Below are 17,505 nucleotides of genomic sequence, written 5' to 3'. Positions count from 1 at the left end.
CAGCCGAAACCATTGGGGTGTACTTCAGAAGATATAGAAACGTTATACCGCAAAAAAGGCTTCCAATTCTTGCAACGTCTCGGGGCTGGTTTGAATGTCTTTGACCACCTCACCCAAATGCAATGCCACTATGCGATTACACACCTCAACCGTATGCACTAAATCGTGACTGGATACCAACAAGGTCACGTTGGGGTCTTCAGCCAACTCTTTTAAAATCTTTTTCAAACGATTTACCGTAGTGGGATCTAAATTCGCAAAGGGCTCGTCCAAAATAATCACCTCTGGATTGCCAATCAAGGTCGCAATAATTCCCACTTTTTTCTGATTCCCTTTCGACAAATCGCGCAAATACTTTTTCTTGGTCAAAATTTCTCCGTTGAAAAAATCTTCATGCTTGGCCAATAAGGCATCGACATCGGCTTTGTTCTGACCTCGAAGTTCCCCAATAAAATAAAAGTATTCTTCAGCGGTCAAGTAACCGATTAAAAAACTTTCGTCCAAAAACGCGGCTGTAAACGGTTTCCATGCCTCGCTCGAACTGACTGCGACGCCATTGTTAATCACTTTTCCCGTTGTGGGCTGAATCAAATCGAGCAGTAAACTAAACAACGTGGTTTTCCCTGCACCATTGTTGCCTACCAATCCAAAACTCTGTCCCTTAGGAATTTCCAATTCGTTAATATCTAAAACTTTGACGCCATTAGCGTACATCTTGCTTAATTGTTGTACTTGTATCATGAGGAAGGAAGTTTATCGTTATGCTTTTTGTTTGTATGCGGCCAAGGTAGCATACTTTTCTACTTTGTAAATTTTTTCTATTTGCGTGAAAACGCGATCGCGGAAAGCAAATCCCAATACGCCAGCACCCGCCACCAAAAGCACTCCTAAATCGGAAGAATGGGTATAATAACCCAACGAATACAATCCCATAGGAAGCAACATTTTGGGTAACGAAATCAACATTGTCTTCGCATTGAAGGCTTGTTTATTGCCAAACGCTTGTTTGCTCGTTGTCAAATCTATCGGGGTTTTAACATACGCACCGCCCAACATGACCAAATGCGAATTGAATCCCATATTGAAAATCGCACCTACAATAATCATTTTGTAGACGTCCCAGCCGAAATACAAATAAAAAGAAGCAATCAACGTAGAGACAAACGTTGCCAACACCATCAACCACCATTTTGACATCAAATAATCGCGGTACTGAATGTTTTGACTCATCATCAACGGATAATAAGCACTGTCCCAACTCGGAATAAATTGGCCAAACACAAACAAAAATCCCCCTGTACAAAAGATTGCCGCAAACATTTGCATCGGCGCCGATTGGTAGACCTCAATCGAATTGGTATAAAACAACAACCCATAGGCAATAAACAACACGCTCATCACCAAGGTTGTTTTGGAACGCTTGTTTCGCTTGAGCAAACGAATATCATTTTTCAAAAACGTCCCCAAGGTGCCAAACTGATTCAACCATGATAAATTTTCGGTTTGCGCAATTTCAGCTTTCGAAGCCAACTTCTCGTCCAAATGCATGTGTCCCGCAAAATAACGGTACGTGGCATAATACAAAAAAGCTAAAAGCACAACGGGTACAAGCGCTGCAACAGGGGTGTCAAAAAGCGCTTGAAACCACGGATAGGTGTACAGTGTAATGTCAAACCAACCATAGTATTGAGACGCTCCTAAAAACAACACCAATCCCGCCATCGGATAAAAAACAGCATCCTTGTTGTTGAGTAAAATATTGGTAAAATTACAGCTATAAATCAATGCGCTAATACCCAACCACCAGGCCAACGTCGACCCAATGGGCTCGCCTTTGTAAAGCATCATCACCGTAAAAGGAAGCAGAAAAAAAGCGTGAATGATATTGAAAAACGAAAACCATGTTTTTCCCAACAAAAAGTGAATTACCGTACTTTTTTTGAGCGGCATCACCAACAACGGCCGAATATTCATCACGGGCATTTTTTGCATAAAATACCGTATAAACAAATCGGCCGTCAAATAATAAATCATAATGCGATTAATGGTTTGCACCGGATTGTACCCTTGCTCTTTCAATATCGGATAGACGGCCAATCCAAGAATCGAAAAGCAAACAATAAAGTACAACGCCCCCAAAGCCATCAAAATCTTTAAGGCGAGGTTGGTTTGAAACGATGCCGAACGGGCAAACGATTTCCATTCCAACGAAAGAAAACGACGTATCATAGGTTTTAAATTTTTCAATTAGTGAACAAGATAATGATTTTGTTACAATCGGGGCGGTCCGGCAAATGAACTGTTTACTACAATCGGTCTTGTTATTGCCGTCGGGTGTTCCGCTGCAAGTCCGCACTCATTCTTCGCTTGCGGGCTTTCCACTGCACCCCCTACCGCAAATTTGTGCCCCAAATAACATCCAACAAACATCGGCCATTTCAACCCCAAACATTTAAAGGAGTCTTCGTACCTTTGCCAAAATTTTCAACGCTATGTCTACTTTTTATAAACTCTTACTAAAAGATGTGCGTCGCGAGACCGAACAATCCGTTTCGTTGGCCTTTCAAATTCCTGCCGAATTACAAGCGGCTTATACGTTTGTAGCGGGGCAATATGTAACCTTAAAACTCACCTTAGACGGTCAAGAAATACGTCGCGCCTATTCCATTTGTGCCTCGCCCAAAAGCGGAGAACTGCGCATCGCTGTAAAAGCAGTTAAATTTGGACTTTTTTCTTCCTTTGCTAACCGAAATTTACGACCCGGTGATGTCCTTGAAGTGGGCGTTCCCGAAGGAAAATTTACCTTCGAACCCCAAGCCGATCGGCAACGTAACTATGCTGGATTTGCTGCCGGTAGCGGCATCACTCCCGTGCTCTCCATCCTTAAATCGGTTTTGGAAAGCGAACCCCAAAGTACGTTCGTCTTGGTCTATGGGAATAAATCGGTGGCCGAAACTATTTTTCACCACGAATTGCACGAACTGCAACAACAGTATGTGGGTCGCTTTTTTGTGCACTATGTCTTTAGTCAAACCCATGAAAGCGAATTGTTTGGCCGTATTGATAAATCCGTTGTCAATTTTGTATTGAACAACAAGCACAAGGAAAAAGAATTTGATAAATTCTATTTGTGTGGCCCCGAGGAAATGATTACTACCGTTTCCAATACCTTGAAAGAGCACAACATCCCTGAAAAAGCAATTAAATTTGAATTGTTTACATCCTCCAATCAAAGTGGTGCCGCGCCCACAGGAGAAGGACATACAGCGATTACACTCCAAGTCGATGGCGAAGAAACCGCCTTTGAAATGAGCCAAAAACAAACCATTTTGGAAGCCGCTTTAAAACAAGGTATTGACGCGCCCTATTCTTGTCAAGGCGGGATTTGCAGCAGTTGTCTCGCGCGGGTCACCCGCGGTGCAGCGACCATGAAGAAAAATGCTATTCTCACCGATAGTGAAATCGCCGAGGGGTTAATTTTAACTTGCCAGGCACATCCCACGACGCCCGAAATTTATGTCGACTTTGATGATGTGTAAAGAAGGGGGTAAGGCGTTCTAACGTTCTTACGATACAATACTGTATATTTTTTGAAGAATTTGTTGCGGGGTTATGGTGCGCATTGCTTGCTCATAGCCCACAACTTTTTTATTGCCATAAATAGACGTTGGCAAAAATGGATATTGCAAGCGATCGGCGGTGAGACAATAGTCCAACGGTTGACCATACGGCGCAAATCCCGCAAAGGGATGGGTTGCGCCCCAAATAGTAATCGTTTTTACACCATATAATGAAGCCAAATGCGCATTTCCACTGTCCATCGAAACCATAAGGTCTAAGTTGGCAATAAGTTCCAACTCGTGTTCAAAGGAAATTTTATTGGCCATATTCTTTATGTTCTGTCCCAAAGGAGTCAGTGCATCCAAAAGCTCTGACTCGCGACGACCGCCACCCAATAAAAAAATACGATAGGGTCCTTTCGCCAAATCAGCAACAACCTCTTGCAGCAAATCCATCGGATACACTTTGGACGAGTGTTGTGCAAAAGGAGCAATGCCTATCCATAATTGTTCTTTGCGACCCGTATACTCCACAACACTAGGAGATAACTGCTCTTTGGGAAGGTGATATAGCGTGTCAAAAGGAACGGTATACCCCAAATTTTGAAGCGTTTCGATATGTCTGACCGTCATCGGTTTGAGCGGCGCAATGGTTTTTTGCTCAAGTCGGGTTAACTGCTTTTTTTCCAACCGTCCTTTGTCGGTAAAAGCCGTTTTGTGTCCGCGTATGGCAAAAAGAAAGCGTAGTATTTTGGAGCGCAAGACATTATGAAAGTCGGCGATTTCAGTTACGCCAAGCGCTTTCAATTCGCGGTACAAACGAAAAATGCCCCACAATCCTTTATGTTGATGACGGGTATGAACCGAAACAAAATGAATTTGAGGAATCTGTAAAAAAATAGGTTTAAAAAAAGCACGGGAAACGACCGTTATTTTTACATCAGGATTATGATGCATGAAGGCCAAAATAACCGGCACCGCCATCGCAACATCCCCCATGGCTGAGAGGCGAATAAACGCAATATGTCGTGTTTTTTGCGCCAATTATTTTTTTTGCTGATACAAAACCGGATTCAAATCCTCGTCGTTATACATTTTCATCTGTTTGTAGACTTTCATGTACTTGTCGCCATTTTCAATATCGGTCAACAACTCACTTATAGAAGTAAACATATCGTTCTTTTGATCCAAAAGTACATTCAGTTTTTCCTGGCATTTGGCACGGTGCTCGTCGGATGCATCAGGTCGCGTTGCTTCTTCGTGCATGTGGTAAATTTTCAAAGCCAAAATAGACAAGCGATCAATGGCCCACGCAGGACTCTCGGTATTGATTTTGGCATTGGGCTTCACTGTAACGCCACTGTATTTTTGTAGAAAATAACTGTCAATATATTCTACCATATCCGTGCGTACCTGATTGGAAGCGTCTATTTTACGCTTTAAATCCAAAGCCGCAACAGGGTCAATTTGCGGATCCCGAATAATGTCTTCATAATGCCACTGCACGGTATCAACCCAGTTTTTGGCGTACAATAAATACGCGATACTTCCCTTTTCATAGGGGTTCAACGTCGGTTGATATACGTCATTGATCACATGATAATCACGAATACATTGTTCAAAAATAGGAAAAGCAAATTCTGCAAACATCGGTGTAGTTTTTTTGCAAAGATAGTTTTTATCCCGTTACTTTGACAGACAAAATCCGCGCACATGCACATCCACTACATCTCCGAACAAAACAGTATTTTGAATCATTTTTTGGCGCAAATACGGGATATTTCCATTCAAAAAGACAGCATGCGTTTTCGAAAAAATATCGAACGTATCGGTGAAATTATGGCGTATGAATTGAGTAAAACCTTAGATTATAAGCCTGTAGCGGTACAGACGCCGTTGGGCCTCAAACAAACAACCACCCTAGCGGATCATGTGGTTTTATGTTCGATTTTGCGTGCAGGTTTGGCTCTTCATCAAGGATTTATGAACTTTTTTGATGAAGCTGAAAACGGATTTGTGTCGGCGTATCGACATCATTACAATCAAGACGATGCGTTTGAAATTCTGGTCGAATACCAAGCTGCCCCATCGTTTCAAGACAAAAATTTAATCTTGATTGACCCCATATTGGCCACTGGACAATCCATTGTGGCCGTATTAAACCAATTGCATTTGGAGCAAAAACCGAAAGAAATTCATATCGCCGTAGTAATCGCGGCTCCCGAAGGAATTGCTTACTTAGAAGATCATTTGCCCAAAGAATGTCATTTATGGGTAGCGGCGTTGGACGAGCGATTGAATGAAAAAAACTATATCATTCCCGGATTGGGCGACGCGGGGGATTTGGCTTACGGAAGTAAATTATAGCTGACTAAAAAAGGCAAACAATCCGCAGGCTAAAGTGATCCAAAGAATTAACTCTTGCTGCACTTTGTTGGTGCTGTTTTCAATCATCAACGTGGCTGAAACCGCCAAAGGAAAAAACATAAACACCAATAAATCATTGCTTTTTGGAATAGAAATCGCAAAAAGAACGCCGCCCAAAACTAAGGCAAAAAGTAATTTCTTGTAAGAAGCTTGAAGGTTTAAAGGGCGATTGGTCACTGTTAATGCTGCAGGAATAAAAAAGAAAATAATAGCCACAACAAACATCGAAAAAGCAATGTGCGCATTTTGTTCCGAAAAGTAATCCAACGAATAGCCTACTTTCTCTTGGGCAAGATATTGACTCAAAGCATCTAATTCAAAAAATAAAGAGCACGCCATACCAATGATGCCAAAAATAAAAAAGGCAACAAATGGAATCAGCCAGTTGCGGTAATCACGTGAAACGTGAAAAATAATCGAAACATACACCAAGACCACGAAAAGCAGCGCCCAAAATTGGAATAAACTCGCAATAAAAATCCACAAACAAGCATCAAATATTTTCTCCTCAGGTGCTTTTAGCGTTTGTAAAGAAATCAACCGCCGCAACGCCAACAGCACAAAAAAGTTAGCCAACAACAACCGTACGTTGTTCCACAATTCAGGAAAAAAAAGAAGAAAAAGAAGAAAAAAGTACAAAGTATACGAACTGTCTTTGGTCAGTACATTCTTTTTTACAATAAAATTGACCAAAAACAAAGAAGCAAAAAGTAAGAACAGGATAAGTCCTTTTTGGAGGTATTCGATCCAACCCAACCCTAGAAATCCAACATGGATTTGGTATAAAAAATAAAACCCTAACGTAGCCAAAACAATCAAGCTATAATTTATGGGTGTAGATTTCTTAAAAATTGTTGTTATCATGCGGATATTTTATACTTTTGTGCTTGTAAATATAACACTTGATTTAAAAATGAAAGCATTTTTTGAAGCTATACAGTCGCTATTTGTCGATTTCCTTTTTTTACCCCTTGACGCATTACGTCAATTGGAATTAGAAGGCTATTGGGGTTGGTGGGGTGCCAATCTCCTAAATTGGATTGGTATCATCATTTGTGGATACTATGTAGTTTACTGGTGTAAACAATTACAGATTCATCAAGATAATAACGAAGAAAACCAAGATACCACGGCGCATTCGTTTTTAAAATAAATCAAAACCGATATCGGTTCGATAATACATCTTATCAAAATGTAGTTGTGCTATATTTTGATAAGATTTTTTTATGGCCTCTTGGTACGTTGCCCCATACGAGGTTACGGCCAATACACGTCCTCCATGGGAAACGACCTGGCCTTCCTGCAGTTTTGTTCCTGCGTGAAACACGATTGAATCGGTAACTTGTTCCAAACCGCTGATCGTTTTTCCTTTTTCATAGTCTTCTGGATAGCCGCCTGAAACCACCATTATAGTGGTAGCGCTTCGCGGATCGATTTCAAGAGTAACTTCGTCCAACTTCTGTTCGGCAACTGCTTTAAACAAGGTCACTAAGTCCGATTGCAATCGAGGCATGACCACTTCGGTTTCGGGATCGCCCATGCGAACATTGTATTCAATCACAAAAGGATCGTCGCCCACCTTTATTAATCCGATAAACACAAATCCTTTGTATTCAATATTTTCTTTTTGTAATCCTGCAATCGTGGGTTTTACAATGCGCGTCTCCACTTTTTCCATAAAAACGGCATCGGCAAAAGGCACTGGAGAAACAGCTCCCATTCCGCCGGTATTCAACCCCGTATCGCCTTCTCCTATACGTTTGTAATCTTTGGCGGTGGGTAGTATTTTATAACTTTTTCCATCGGTCAATACAAAACAACTCAATTCAATCCCGCTTAAAAACTCTTCGATAACCACTTTTGCACTGGCTGCACCAAACTTAGCATGCACGAGCATATTGCGTAATTCGGTTTTGGCTTCTTCCAAGTCCGAAAGAATTAAAACGCCTTTTCCAGCCGCTAGCCCATCGGCTTTCAACACATAGGGCGGAGCGAGTGTTTCCAAAAATAAACAGCCTTGTTCTACGGTTGCTGGGGTAAAACTTTCATACCGCGCCGTGGGAATATGGTGTCGAACTAAAAACTGTTTTGCATATTCTTTACTACCTTCCAATTGTGCCCCTTCTTTGGAGGGACCAATCACCGGAATGGTATGTAATTGGGAATCATTTTTAAAAAAATCATAGACCCCATGCACCAGTGGGTCTTCGGGACCAACCACGACCATGCCTACTTCGTGTGCCAAACAAAATTGTTTTACCGCAGGAAAATCATTCGGGTTTACATCAACATTGGTAGCAATCGCGGCCGTTCCTGCATTACCAGGCGCTACGAATAATTGGGAACAGTGCGAACTTTGAAGCATTTTCCAAGCCAGAGCATGTTCTCTCCCGCCCGATCCAAGAAGTAAAATTGTCATGTGGTGTTGTGTTATTTCAAATGTAAAAATTGAAAATCGTTGTGGTACAAAAATAGGGTGTTTTTGACGTTTGCAAAAGGCAATCTTTTAAAAAGTTTCACACAGACGTGCCTTGAATTTATTACTTTTGAAAAAAATGAATCGGGTGTTTCGACTGTTTGATTTTTCATTGCAATGGCAAGGCTTTCCCATGAAGGAAGCGAAAAGGCAGTATGCTGAAATTCGCAATCTTTCCGCTGAAGAATTTGCCGATTATCTGGCAACACAGCGACAAGCAATCGTAGCGCATCATATACGGCACAATCCGTTATACCAACAATTGGTGTCCTCCCAAAAAAGTACTGATTGGTCGTCATTGCCGATTATGACCAAAAAACATTTTCAGCAGCCATTAGCCCAGCGGCTTTCCGAAGGTTACACCGTTAAAAATGTGTATGTTAATAAAACCTCGGGGTCAAGTGGCGACCCGTTTATTTTTGCCAAAGATAAATATTCCCATGCCCTCACTTGGGCCAATATCATTACGCAGTTTGGGCAATTTGGCATTGATTTTAACACCTCGTATCAAGCGCGGTTTTATGGCATTCCATTAGACACCATGGGCTATGCGAAAGAACGGCTGAAGGATTTCTTAAGCGGTCGGTATCGTTTTCCCATTTTTGATTTATCCGACAAAGTACTCGAGGAAGTTTTGGCCACTTTTCGTCGAAAAAAATTTGACAACATCAATGGATATACGAGCTCGATTGTCTTGTTTGCCAAGTTTTTACACCAAAAAAACATCGTTTTAAAAGATGTTTGTCCTACGCTTAAATGTTGTGTTGTGACCTCTGAAATGTTGTTTCCCGAAGATAAAAACCTTTTGGAAAAACAATTTGGGATTCCGATTATCAATGAATACGGTGCCTCGGAATTGGATTTGATTGCGTTTCAAAATCCTGAAGGCGAATGGCAAGTAAATGTGGAAACGTTGTTTGTAGAGATTTTGGATGCACAGGATAATCCAGTGCCAAACGGTCAGGAGGGTCGTGTTGTGATTACTTCGTTGTACAATAAAGCCCATCCGTTTATTCGGTATGATATCGGTGACCTTGGGGTTTTGGATGAAAAAAGCACTCCAGAAAAACCGATTCTTAAAAAATTAATTGGGCGCACCAACGATATTGCGGTACTGCCTAGTGGGAAAAAATCGCCGGGACTTACTTTTTACTATGTGACCAAAAGTATCATTGAAGACGATGGAAATGTGCAAGAATTTGTGATAAAACAAACCAAAATAGATACTTTTGAAATCGAATATGTGAGTCGGATTGCCTTGACTGTGGCACAAATTAAGGCGATTGAAGAGGCGATTGAAACCTATTTGGAGTCGGGATTGACGTTTCATTTTTCCCGAAAAGAGACCTTGGTTCGCTGCAAAAGTGGGAAATTAAAGCAATTTGTTTCCATGATATAAACCAAAATAATTTTTAAATACAACGCCTATGCAAAATTCTATGCGCCCAAACGAAACCATCTTGGATAAAATTTATGTTATCCGAAACCAAAAAGTACTCTTGGATCGCGATTTGGCCCAATTGTACGGCATTGAAACAAAACGGTTAAAAGAAGCAGTAAAACGAAATCGAGAGCGATTCCCAGACGATTTTATGTTTGTTTTGACTGAAGATGAATTACATAATTGGAGGTCGCAATTTGCGTCTTCCAAATCGTTAAAAATGGGATTACGACACGCACCTATGGCCTTTACCGAACATGGTATACTCATGCTTTCGAGTGTGATTCATTCGGAACTGGCTATTTCGGTGAACATTCAAATCATGCGACTGTTCACCCAAATGCGGCAATGGATTATGGAGCATTCCGAAGTACAGGAAAAAATCCATTTATTGGAACAAAAAGTGGAGAACCACGATAAAAATATTGCGTTAGTGTTTTCGTATTTGAACGAATTAAGCAAAACTAAATCGGTTGAAAATCGAAAACCCATTGGATATAAAAATTAGACTATGAAAATTACTATCGTTGCTGGTGCTCGACCTAATTTTATAAAAATTGCTCCTATTATTCGAGCGATTGAAAAGAAACAACGTGAAGGAGCGCCGCTTTCCTATCGCTTGGTGCACACGGGTCAACATTATGATAAAAACCTTAGCGATACCTTTTTTGAAGAGCTAAATATACCCAAACCCGATGCCAATCTCGAGGTAAAAAGCGGTTCCCAATCGGTGCAAACGGCCAATATTATGGTGGCTTTTGAACAAGAATTATTGGAAAATCCTACCGATATGGTGCTGGTTGTAGGCGATGTCAATTCAACAATGGCCTGTGCACTTGTGGCCAAAAAAATGAACCTCAAAGTAACGCATGTCGAGGCGGGTATTCGTTCGGGGGATATGACCATGCCTGAAGAAATCAACCGAATTGTCACCGATAGCATCACCGATTATTTCTTTACCACATCCACATTGGCCACCGAAAATTTAATTCGATATGGTGCACAGCCTGATACAGTTCATTTTGTGGGGAACGTGATGATTGACACGTTATATCAAAATCAACACCGCTTTCAGCAACCTTCGTTTTGGGAGAATTTTGCGCTCGAAAAAGGAAATTATATCGTGCTCACCTTACACCGGCCAGCCAATGTCGATGAAGAGGATTCGTTACTGCATTTGTTGCAAGGGATTGATGCATTGGCGCAAGGAAAAAAAATCATTTTCCCCATTCACCCCCGAACTAAAGCAATTTTAGGTGAGCGTCAATTGCATACGCAGAATATCCTCTTTATCGAACACCAAGGGTATTTAAATTTCATGTATTTAGTAGCCCATAGTTTTGCCGTAATTACCGATAGTGGTGGGATTTCAGAAGAAACTACTGTGCTGGGAATTCCCTGTTTTACCTTACGTAATAATACCGAACGTCCCGAAACGATTACCGTGGGTACCAATCACTTGGTGGGAACACAAGTAGAAAAGTTGATTGAAACGTACGCTTCTTTTCTTCAAAACGGGATGAAAAAAACGGGGATTCCTGAGTTATGGGATGGTAAAGCCTCCGAGCGTATTGTGGATATATTGTGGCAAAAAAAGAACTAATGCAAGAAATACTCATTGTCTCCAACTATTATCCGCCAGAAAAGGGGGCCGCTGCCAATCGGATTGAGCAAATGGCTTTGCAATTGCATAAGAACAACTATGCCGTCACCGTGCTTTGTCCCTTAGGGAATTATCCGAAAGGCGAATTGTTTCCAGAATATAAAGGAAAATTTTCGGTGACAGAAAACCAAAAAGGAATTCGGGTGAAACGCCTTTGGATTTATCCAAGCAACAGTAAGAATATTGCCAAGCGCTTGCTGTCGATACTTTCGTTTTCTAGCGTTTTGGTACTGTATTTACTGTTTAAAAAAACACCCAAAAAAGTAATTGTGCAATCGCCTCCCTTGTTGTTGTCTTTTCTTTCGGTGGCGATTTTAGCGCTCAAACAAAAAAAAATCATCTTAAATGTCTCCGATTTGTGGCCTTTGGCAGCTATTGAATTAAATGCGCTAAAAGCAGGGTCTTTTTCGCACAAAGTTTCCCTTTTCATGGAGCGCTTTATTTATCAAAAAGCTACGTTACTGTTGGGACAATCTCAGGAAATTTTGGATCATATCCATTCCATTTTCCCTGACAAACAGGGGTATTTGTATCGAAATTATCCCGATCATTCTATACGTCAATTGGAACTCCAAACCTCAGCAAATCCCACTGTAAAAGTATTCTACGCCGGTTTATTGGGCGTTGCCCAAGGGGTGTATGAATTATGTCGGGAACTTGACTTGGTGGGAACGCGAATTGAATTACACATTTTTGGAGATGGTGCTGAGAAAAAAGAAATCGAGACCTATTTACAAAACCATCCGCAGCAACCGATATTTTTCCATGGGATGATGGAACGCAACGCACTACATGAAATGCTTAAAACCTTTGACATCGCGGTTGTCCCCTTGACCACACGTATTTATGGATCGGTTCCCTCCAAAATTTTTGAATACGGGAGTTTAGGATTTCCCATTCTCTACTTTGGTGGTGGTGAAGGTGAAAATATAGTGGCAAATCACGGATTGGGTTGGGTGGTACCCGTAGGAGATTTTACGGCCATGCAACAACAACTTTTAGCGATAAATAGGATGGATAAATCAGATTTGGTGGCTATGAAAACAAACGTTTTTGAACAAGCGCAAAAGGAATTTGATGTCGTTAAACAAGTGAAAAACTTAATCGCACAAGGCGTATTCTAGTAGGCTTTTTCTTCGCCTTTAAAAATGTTAATTACGGTTTGGACAATGATTTTAATATCTAAAACAAACGACCAGTTTTCAATATAAAATACATCGTACTTGATCCGATTAATCATGTCCTCGTCGGTTTCAATTTCTCCACGGAACCCTTTTACCTGCGCCAAACCGGTTATACCAGGTTTTACATATAAGCGTACCATGTACTTCTTAATTTTGTTGGCATATGCTTTATTCTGTGACCAAAGGTGTGGGCGTGGTCCAACCACGGACATATCGCCTAGGAATACATTAAAAAATTGAGGTAATTCATCAATACTCGTTTTTCGCATAAAGCGTCCCATACGCGTCACGCGGGGATCATTGCGAGACGCTTCTTGTTCAGTATTGACATTTTGATGCATGGATCGAAACTTGTAGCAAAAGAATTCTTTCTCATCCAAACCGGGCCTTCCTTGTTTGAAAAAAATAGGGCCGCGGGATTCAATCAAAATTAGAAGGCCAATAATGGGTGTCAACCATGAAAGGATAAATACGATTACAATTAGTGAAAAAATAATGTCAAAAGCCCGTTTAAAACCCTTTATTAAAGGATCGTGTAACTGTGTTTTTTGAAGCGATAAAACAGGAAAGAGCTCATAATAGTCGATTTTCAAGTTCTTGGATAAAATCTCTTTAGTGTCCGGGATGAACTTAATCGTTTTACGATGCTCGTCAGCAAATTGTACTAATTCTTTGATTTTCTCATTGGAAATTTCATTCAAAGAGCAATAAATCTCATCGATCTTCTTTTCTAAAACAAAGGCCTTTAGCTCCTCAACTTTTCCTATAACTTCTGGTCCTTGCTTTTTATCGGAAAAAAAGCCAAGAAAACGATAGCCATAGTCTTGGCGGGTCTCAAAGATTTTTTTCAAATTCAACGCTTCCGTTGTATACCCGATGATAACTGCAGAACGGTAATTATTGTGTGTTAATAGACGGTATTTTTTTAGGTAATAAAAGAAAAAATATTTGAATCCTGTAATAATAACAAAACTCACCGAAAGCAGCCAGGCAATGGCTTTACCGCTAAAAATTGTTGTTTTTGCAAAGGGAAAAAAAGCAATTACCAACAATAAAAACAGGGTGGATTGCTTCAATAATTTGGAAATAATTTCAACAGGCGTTGTAAAGCGATAAACTTCGTAAAATCGTACTAATAACGCAATCAAAGACCACGCTAAAATTTGGTACGGAATATAGACCAAAAAATCAACGCGTAACTCCCTAAAAAAATATAAACTAAGTGCATTGACCACTAGCAAATCTAGTAGAATACTTATGGGGCGTATGTATTTGGAATACCGACCTGTATGATGCACTTTTAGGTAGGTTTAATGAATATAATTTTTAAAATCTTTATGTTCTTCACGCAATAATTCTTCGGAAGTCAAAGATTTGAAATAGGCATAGGTGAGTTTCATTCCTTCCGAACGACTTACTTTAGGTTCCCAGCCTAAAATTTCTTTGGCTTTGGTAATATCCGGTTGTCGTTGTAAGGGATCGTTGACAGGGAGAGGATGATAAATAATTTTCTGTTCAGTACCCGTAAGTTTTATGATTTCCTCTGCAAAATCGCGAATCGTAATTTCATCTGGGTTACCAATATTCACTGGCATATTGTAATCCGATAATAACAATCGGTATATACCCTCCACTTGATCGGTCACATAACAAAAAGAGCGCGTTTGACTTCCATCCCCAAACACCGTTAAATCCTCTCCGCGAAGAGCTTGTCCAATAAAAGCAGGAATTACACGACCATCGTTCAAACGCATGCGCGGACCATAGGTGTTAAAAATACGCACGATGCGGGTTTCAACGCCGTGGAACGTATGATACGCCATCGTAATCGATTCCTGAAAACGCTTGGCTTCGTCATACACGCCCCGAGGACCAATGGTATTTACATTACCATAATAATCTTCGGTTTGCGGGTGCACCAAGGGATCGCCGTACACTTCAGAAGTAGATGCAATAAGAATTCTTGCTTTTTTTACCCGAGCCAAACCCAATAAGTTGTGCGTTCCTAAAGAACCTACTTTTAAGGTTTGAATTGGAATTTTTAAATAATCAATAGGGCTTGCGGGTGAGGCAAAGTGTAATATATAATCCAAATGTCCAGGAACGTGAACAAACTTGGTCACATCATGATGATAAAACTCAAAATGCTGTTCTTTAAATAAGTGTTCAATATTCTTTAAATCGCCAGTGATCAAATTATCCATTCCGATTACATGGTATCCTTCAGCTAAGAAACGATCGCATAAATGTGAGCCCAAAAATCCTGCTGCACCGGTGATTAAAATTCTTTTCATATCAACTTTTTAATTTTCCTTTGGGTGAAAAGGACGTGAATAAACAATACATGAGGGTAAAATAAATTACTCCGCGTTGACGTGCCAAAAATGACTCTGTCAAAAATAAACTTATAATCAAAATTGCAAAAGAAAAATGAATGAAATCTTTTCGATTTATAGCAATTTTCAAATTTACAAACACCATTATGATGCAAATAATAAAACCAATGATTCCAATTTCTGCAAAAAATTGAATGTATTGGTTATGGAAATTAAATACATCATAGCCTTCATAGAGTTGATGTTCAATTCGCTTTTGCCGAATTTTTTCGTCAGTTGCATTCGCGCCATAGCCCGTAAACCATTGGCCATCTTCGCGCATCATTTCGAAAAATATTCGAATTTGATACACGCGTAAAGCCGTGCCTGGAAAGAAGTCATTGGCTTTAAAGGTGGTTTGATTCCAAGCTTGTGACACCGTAACATTGTACACCTTATTTGTAGCGTCTCCAATAGTACGATTAATCGTTTCTTGGCCTGTATTTGAGACTACTTCCAACCGGAATCGGTCTATTATTTTTCCTGAAAAAAGAAACAATAACCCAAAAGCGGCTACTCCAACCAATATTTTTATTCGGAAGGTTACCCTTTGACGGTACCGCTGTATCCACCGAATAACAACTAATCCCAAAAAGATAATGATTACATTTTTGGAAGAAAGTAAGACCATAACAAGACCTAAAAGCCCCATGAAAACCCATTCCAAATAGGAGCGAAATTGCTTTTCAAGAAGAATAAAAAACGCCACCGCAACATATAAGGAAACATGAATTGCGTTGACATCGTTTGTCACTAAATCATGATAGAAAAACACACGTTGATCTCCCGTAAAACAATATCGAACTAGTGCTTTAAACAACCAAAAAATTGCGAAAACCGAATACCCGTAGGCTAAGCCGTTTTTAATCTTTGTTTCAGCCTCAGGTGTCCATTGGCTATGGATAAAAAACACCAAAGGGAACAAAAGCAGCGGGAGTTGCTTTGTAAGCGCGGAAAGGGAGTTTGAGGGAGCTATGGACCAAAAATAAGAAAGCGCCAATCCCACATACAACAACAAAGGCCAAACCAAGGCGGGATTCCATTTTGGCGTTCTTTTTTTGTACAAAAACAAAGCTAAAACCACCCATAGTATAGAGGCAATACTACTGAAAATATGGGGTAAAGGGATTGTTAAAACGACAAGTAAAACAAAATACGGTAGTGGATTTTGATGAAAATCATGGCTTTCCTTTTGCCATGCAAGCTTCAAATAATTGTAAATATTCCCCATTAATTTTACTCCAATTGAACTGTGTTACAATGGCCTCGTAATTGTTTTTTATATAGTGCAAGGTATCACTTTTTTTGGCAGTTTTGAGGATATGAGCGACTTCTTTGGGGGTAGAAAAGAAAAAGGCGTTTTCTTGAAGCACTCCTTTATTGAAATCATTGTCGTGAGCTGCAATTAAGGCTTGCGATGCCATGGCCTCCAACAAGGAAGGATTGGTACCTCCCACAGAATGCCCGTGAAAATATAAATTGCAGTGATACCGTAAATTGTTCAAGTGAGAAAGATTGTAAATACCGCCCATAAATCGGATATGTGGATACTGAGCATACCGATTTTTTAAATAAGCGCCGTATTTCGTTTGATGATTACCCACCACCAAAATAGGAGTCGTTTCGCCGCTTTCAACCACTCCATCGAGAACCAATTGGAAATTATTTTCGGGTTCGAAACGCGCCATAATCATATTATAGGCTCCGGATTCTACCTGATATTCGGTTAAAATAGAAGGATCTGGATTGGAAAAAGGATAGGCCCCGTAAGCAATATACGTTGATTTTTTTCCGTAACGTTGCTCCAAAAATTTTTGAATCCCTAACGAATCGGAAACCAAATAATCGCTACTCATGGCAGCCAACCGCTCGGCAAATTTTAAAAACTGCTGTACCGCTTTGTTGTATTTTGATCGTTTCCACTCAATACCATCCATATTGGTAATGATGATCGGCTTTTTGGGTAGTAAAAAAAACCAAATCGAATTGCTGGTGTACCCTAATTGTAGGATGATATCAAAATTGCGTTTTCGGGCATCACGAATACAATTATAATCGTAAATAAATTGCCCGAAGGTCCCCAACTTATATTCGGGATCATATTGGTGAATAATATGAACGCCGTGAAAGGTTTTTTCTTGAAATTTATGATCATGCGAATTATAGCAGTATACTTCGTGCCCTTTTTCGGCCAAATAAACCGATAAAAATTCTGCAAATTGTTCAAAACCACCATAAAAATTGGGTATTCCGCGCGTTCCAAGAATGGCTATTTTCATTTTTTGTAGTTTCTTTTTCAAGGTTCCAAAAATAGGTGTTTTGAAATTACTTTTGCGATGGGTACGGATTTGTTTTTAAGATTTTCCGTCGAAAATGAAA

At 40.1% G+C, this 17,505-nt stretch carries 17 protein-coding genes; 7 read left to right on the top strand and 10 right to left on the bottom strand.

All coding sequences use genetic code 11. The features are described 5' to 3' along the window. Window positions 1-42: 42 nt before the first annotated feature. Together O9316_RS00430 and O9316_RS00425 are read right to left on the bottom strand one after the other, a co-directional pair. Complete coding sequence (locus O9316_RS00430; protein WP_297517875.1) at window positions 43-741, bottom strand: ABC transporter ATP-binding protein; 699 nt, start codon at window positions 739-741, stop codon at window positions 43-45. 18 nt (window positions 742-759) lie between these two features. Then, window positions 760-2,229: a DUF5687 family protein gene (locus O9316_RS00425; RefSeq protein ID WP_298346841.1), complete on the bottom strand. Its 1,470-nt coding sequence runs from the start codon at window positions 2,227-2,229 to the stop codon at window positions 760-762. A 263-nt stretch (window positions 2,230-2,492) separates the two neighbouring features. On the opposite strand from O9316_RS00425, the gene O9316_RS00420 reads away from it, so the two are divergent. After that, window positions 2,493-3,539: a ferredoxin--NADP reductase gene (locus O9316_RS00420; RefSeq protein ID WP_298346838.1), complete on the top strand. Its 1,047-nt coding sequence runs from the start codon at window positions 2,493-2,495 to the stop codon at window positions 3,537-3,539. A 27-nt stretch (window positions 3,540-3,566) separates the two neighbouring features. Here the strand turns inward: O9316_RS00420 and O9316_RS00415 are convergent, their stop codons facing one another. Next, complete coding sequence (locus tag O9316_RS00415; RefSeq protein WP_298346835.1) at window positions 3,567-4,604, bottom strand: glycosyltransferase family 9 protein; 1,038 nt, start codon at window positions 4,602-4,604, stop codon at window positions 3,567-3,569. Beyond that, window positions 4,605-5,210, bottom strand: a complete 606-nt coding sequence (locus tag O9316_RS00410; protein WP_297517886.1) for a DUF4254 domain-containing protein — start codon at window positions 5,208-5,210, stop codon at window positions 4,605-4,607. Between the two features lie 63 nt (window positions 5,211-5,273). On the opposite strand from O9316_RS00410, the gene upp reads away from it, so the two are divergent. Beyond that, a complete protein-coding gene (gene upp, locus O9316_RS00405; RefSeq protein WP_298204062.1) occupies window positions 5,274-5,927 on the top strand; it encodes a uracil phosphoribosyltransferase in 654 nt (217 codons plus the stop codon). On the opposite strand, the gene O9316_RS00400 is transcribed toward upp, so the two are convergent. Further along, window positions 5,922-6,851 (bottom strand): DUF6427 family protein, encoded by a 930-nt coding sequence (locus tag O9316_RS00400; protein ID WP_298204061.1) that lies wholly within the window; start codon window positions 6,849-6,851, stop codon window positions 5,922-5,924. The two genes, upp and O9316_RS00400, sit on opposite strands and share 6 nt — an antisense overlap. Window positions 6,852-6,900: 49 nt before the next feature. On the opposite strand from O9316_RS00400, the gene O9316_RS00395 reads away from it, so the two are divergent. After that, window positions 6,901-7,140, top strand: a complete 240-nt coding sequence (locus O9316_RS00395; protein WP_298204060.1) for a uracil phosphoribosyltransferase — start codon at window positions 6,901-6,903, stop codon at window positions 7,138-7,140. Here the strand turns inward: O9316_RS00395 and purD are convergent. Further along, window positions 7,132-8,406 carry a phosphoribosylamine--glycine ligase gene (gene purD, locus O9316_RS00390; RefSeq protein ID WP_298204059.1) on the bottom strand — a complete coding sequence of 425 codons (1,275 nt, stop codon included), beginning with the start codon at window positions 8,404-8,406 and terminating at the stop codon, window positions 7,132-7,134. The genes O9316_RS00395 and purD overlap by 9 nt on opposite strands. 145 nt (window positions 8,407-8,551) lie before the next feature. Here purD and O9316_RS00385 point away from each other — a divergent pair, with 145 nt between their 5' ends. From O9316_RS00385 to O9316_RS00370, 4 genes are read left to right on the top strand one after another with little or no spacing between them, the layout of a single operon-like run. Further along, window positions 8,552-9,862 (top strand): phenylacetate--CoA ligase family protein, encoded by a 1,311-nt coding sequence (locus O9316_RS00385; RefSeq protein ID WP_298346846.1) that lies wholly within the window; start codon window positions 8,552-8,554, stop codon window positions 9,860-9,862. A gap of 40 nt (window positions 9,863-9,902) precedes the next feature. Continuing rightward, window positions 9,903-10,412, top strand: coding sequence for an ORF6N domain-containing protein (locus O9316_RS00380; protein WP_298346832.1), 510 nt, complete (start codon window positions 9,903-9,905; stop codon window positions 10,410-10,412). A gap of 3 nt (window positions 10,413-10,415) precedes the next feature. Next, window positions 10,416-11,507: a non-hydrolyzing UDP-N-acetylglucosamine 2-epimerase gene (gene wecB / locus O9316_RS00375; protein ID WP_298346829.1), complete on the top strand. Its 1,092-nt coding sequence runs from the start codon at window positions 10,416-10,418 to the stop codon at window positions 11,505-11,507. After that, window positions 11,507-12,691 carry a glycosyltransferase family 4 protein gene (locus O9316_RS00370; protein WP_298204056.1) on the top strand — a complete coding sequence of 395 codons (1,185 nt, stop codon included), beginning with the start codon at window positions 11,507-11,509 and terminating at the stop codon, window positions 12,689-12,691. Before wecB ends, O9316_RS00370 begins: the two co-directional genes overlap by 1 nt. Here the strand turns inward: O9316_RS00370 and O9316_RS00365 are convergent. The 4 genes from O9316_RS00365 to O9316_RS00350 are packed head-to-tail and all read right to left on the bottom strand — an operon-like array spanning window position 12,688 to window position 17,405. Beyond that, complete coding sequence (locus O9316_RS00365) at window positions 12,688-14,049, bottom strand: undecaprenyl-phosphate glucose phosphotransferase (RefSeq protein ID WP_298204055.1); 1,362 nt, start codon at window positions 14,047-14,049, stop codon at window positions 12,688-12,690. The genes O9316_RS00370 and O9316_RS00365 overlap by 4 nt on opposite strands. A gap of 12 nt (window positions 14,050-14,061) precedes the next feature. Continuing rightward, the gene (locus tag O9316_RS00360) at window positions 14,062-15,045 is read right to left on the bottom strand and encodes a UDP-glucuronic acid decarboxylase family protein (RefSeq protein ID WP_298204054.1); all 984 of its coding nucleotides are present in this window, start codon (window positions 15,043-15,045) and stop codon (window positions 14,062-14,064) included. Window position 15,046: 1 nt separating this feature from the next. After that, window positions 15,047-16,357: an O-antigen ligase family protein gene (locus O9316_RS00355; RefSeq protein WP_298204053.1), complete on the bottom strand. Its 1,311-nt coding sequence runs from the start codon at window positions 16,355-16,357 to the stop codon at window positions 15,047-15,049. Then, on the bottom strand, window positions 16,305-17,405 hold the full coding sequence (locus tag O9316_RS00350; RefSeq protein WP_298204052.1) for a DUF1972 domain-containing protein: 1,101 nt from the start codon (window positions 17,403-17,405) through the stop codon (window positions 16,305-16,307). The genes O9316_RS00355 and O9316_RS00350 overlap by 53 nt, the downstream gene beginning before the upstream one ends. Between the last annotated feature and the right edge of the window lie 100 nt (window positions 17,406-17,505).

This window comes from Flavobacterium sp. (assembly GCF_027533505.1).
In the GTDB taxonomy this organism is placed as follows: Bacteria; Bacteroidota; Bacteroidia; order Flavobacteriales; family Flavobacteriaceae; genus Flavobacterium.
The sequence above is the reverse complement of the archived record's forward strand: the minus strand, read 5'-3'. Positions and strand labels throughout refer to the sequence as shown.

Coding starts and splice junctions, on each gene's coding strand:
- O9316_RS00430 (WP_297517875.1), bottom strand. CDS start 741: ATGATACAAGTACAACAATTAAGCAAGATGTACGCTAATGGCGTCAAA.
- O9316_RS00425 (WP_298346841.1), bottom strand. CDS start 2,229: ATGATACGTCGTTTTCTTTCGTTGGAATGGAAATCGTTTGCCCGTTCG.
- O9316_RS00420 (WP_298346838.1), top strand. CDS start 2,493: ATGTCTACTTTTTATAAACTCTTACTAAAAGATGTGCGTCGCGAGACC.
- O9316_RS00410 (WP_297517886.1), bottom strand. CDS start 5,210: ATGTTTGCAGAATTTGCTTTTCCTATTTTTGAACAATGTATTCGTGAT.
- upp (WP_298204062.1), top strand. CDS start 5,274: ATGCACATCCACTACATCTCCGAACAAAACAGTATTTTGAATCATTTT.
- O9316_RS00400 (WP_298204061.1), bottom strand. CDS start 6,851: ATGATAACAACAATTTTTAAGAAATCTACACCCATAAATTATAGCTTG.
- O9316_RS00395 (WP_298204060.1), top strand. CDS start 6,901: ATGAAAGCATTTTTTGAAGCTATACAGTCGCTATTTGTCGATTTCCTT.
- purD (WP_298204059.1), bottom strand. CDS start 8,406: ATGACAATTTTACTTCTTGGATCGGGCGGGAGAGAACATGCTCTGGCT.
- O9316_RS00380 (WP_298346832.1), top strand. CDS start 9,903: ATGCGCCCAAACGAAACCATCTTGGATAAAATTTATGTTATCCGAAAC.
- wecB (WP_298346829.1), top strand. CDS start 10,416: ATGAAAATTACTATCGTTGCTGGTGCTCGACCTAATTTTATAAAAATT.
- O9316_RS00370 (WP_298204056.1), top strand. CDS start 11,507: ATGCAAGAAATACTCATTGTCTCCAACTATTATCCGCCAGAAAAGGGG.
- O9316_RS00360 (WP_298204054.1), bottom strand. CDS start 15,045: ATGAAAAGAATTTTAATCACCGGTGCAGCAGGATTTTTGGGCTCACAT.
- O9316_RS00355 (WP_298204053.1), bottom strand. CDS start 16,357: ATGGGGAATATTTACAATTATTTGAAGCTTGCATGGCAAAAGGAAAGC.
- O9316_RS00350 (WP_298204052.1), bottom strand. CDS start 17,405: ATGAAAATAGCCATTCTTGGAACGCGCGGAATACCCAATTTTTATGGT.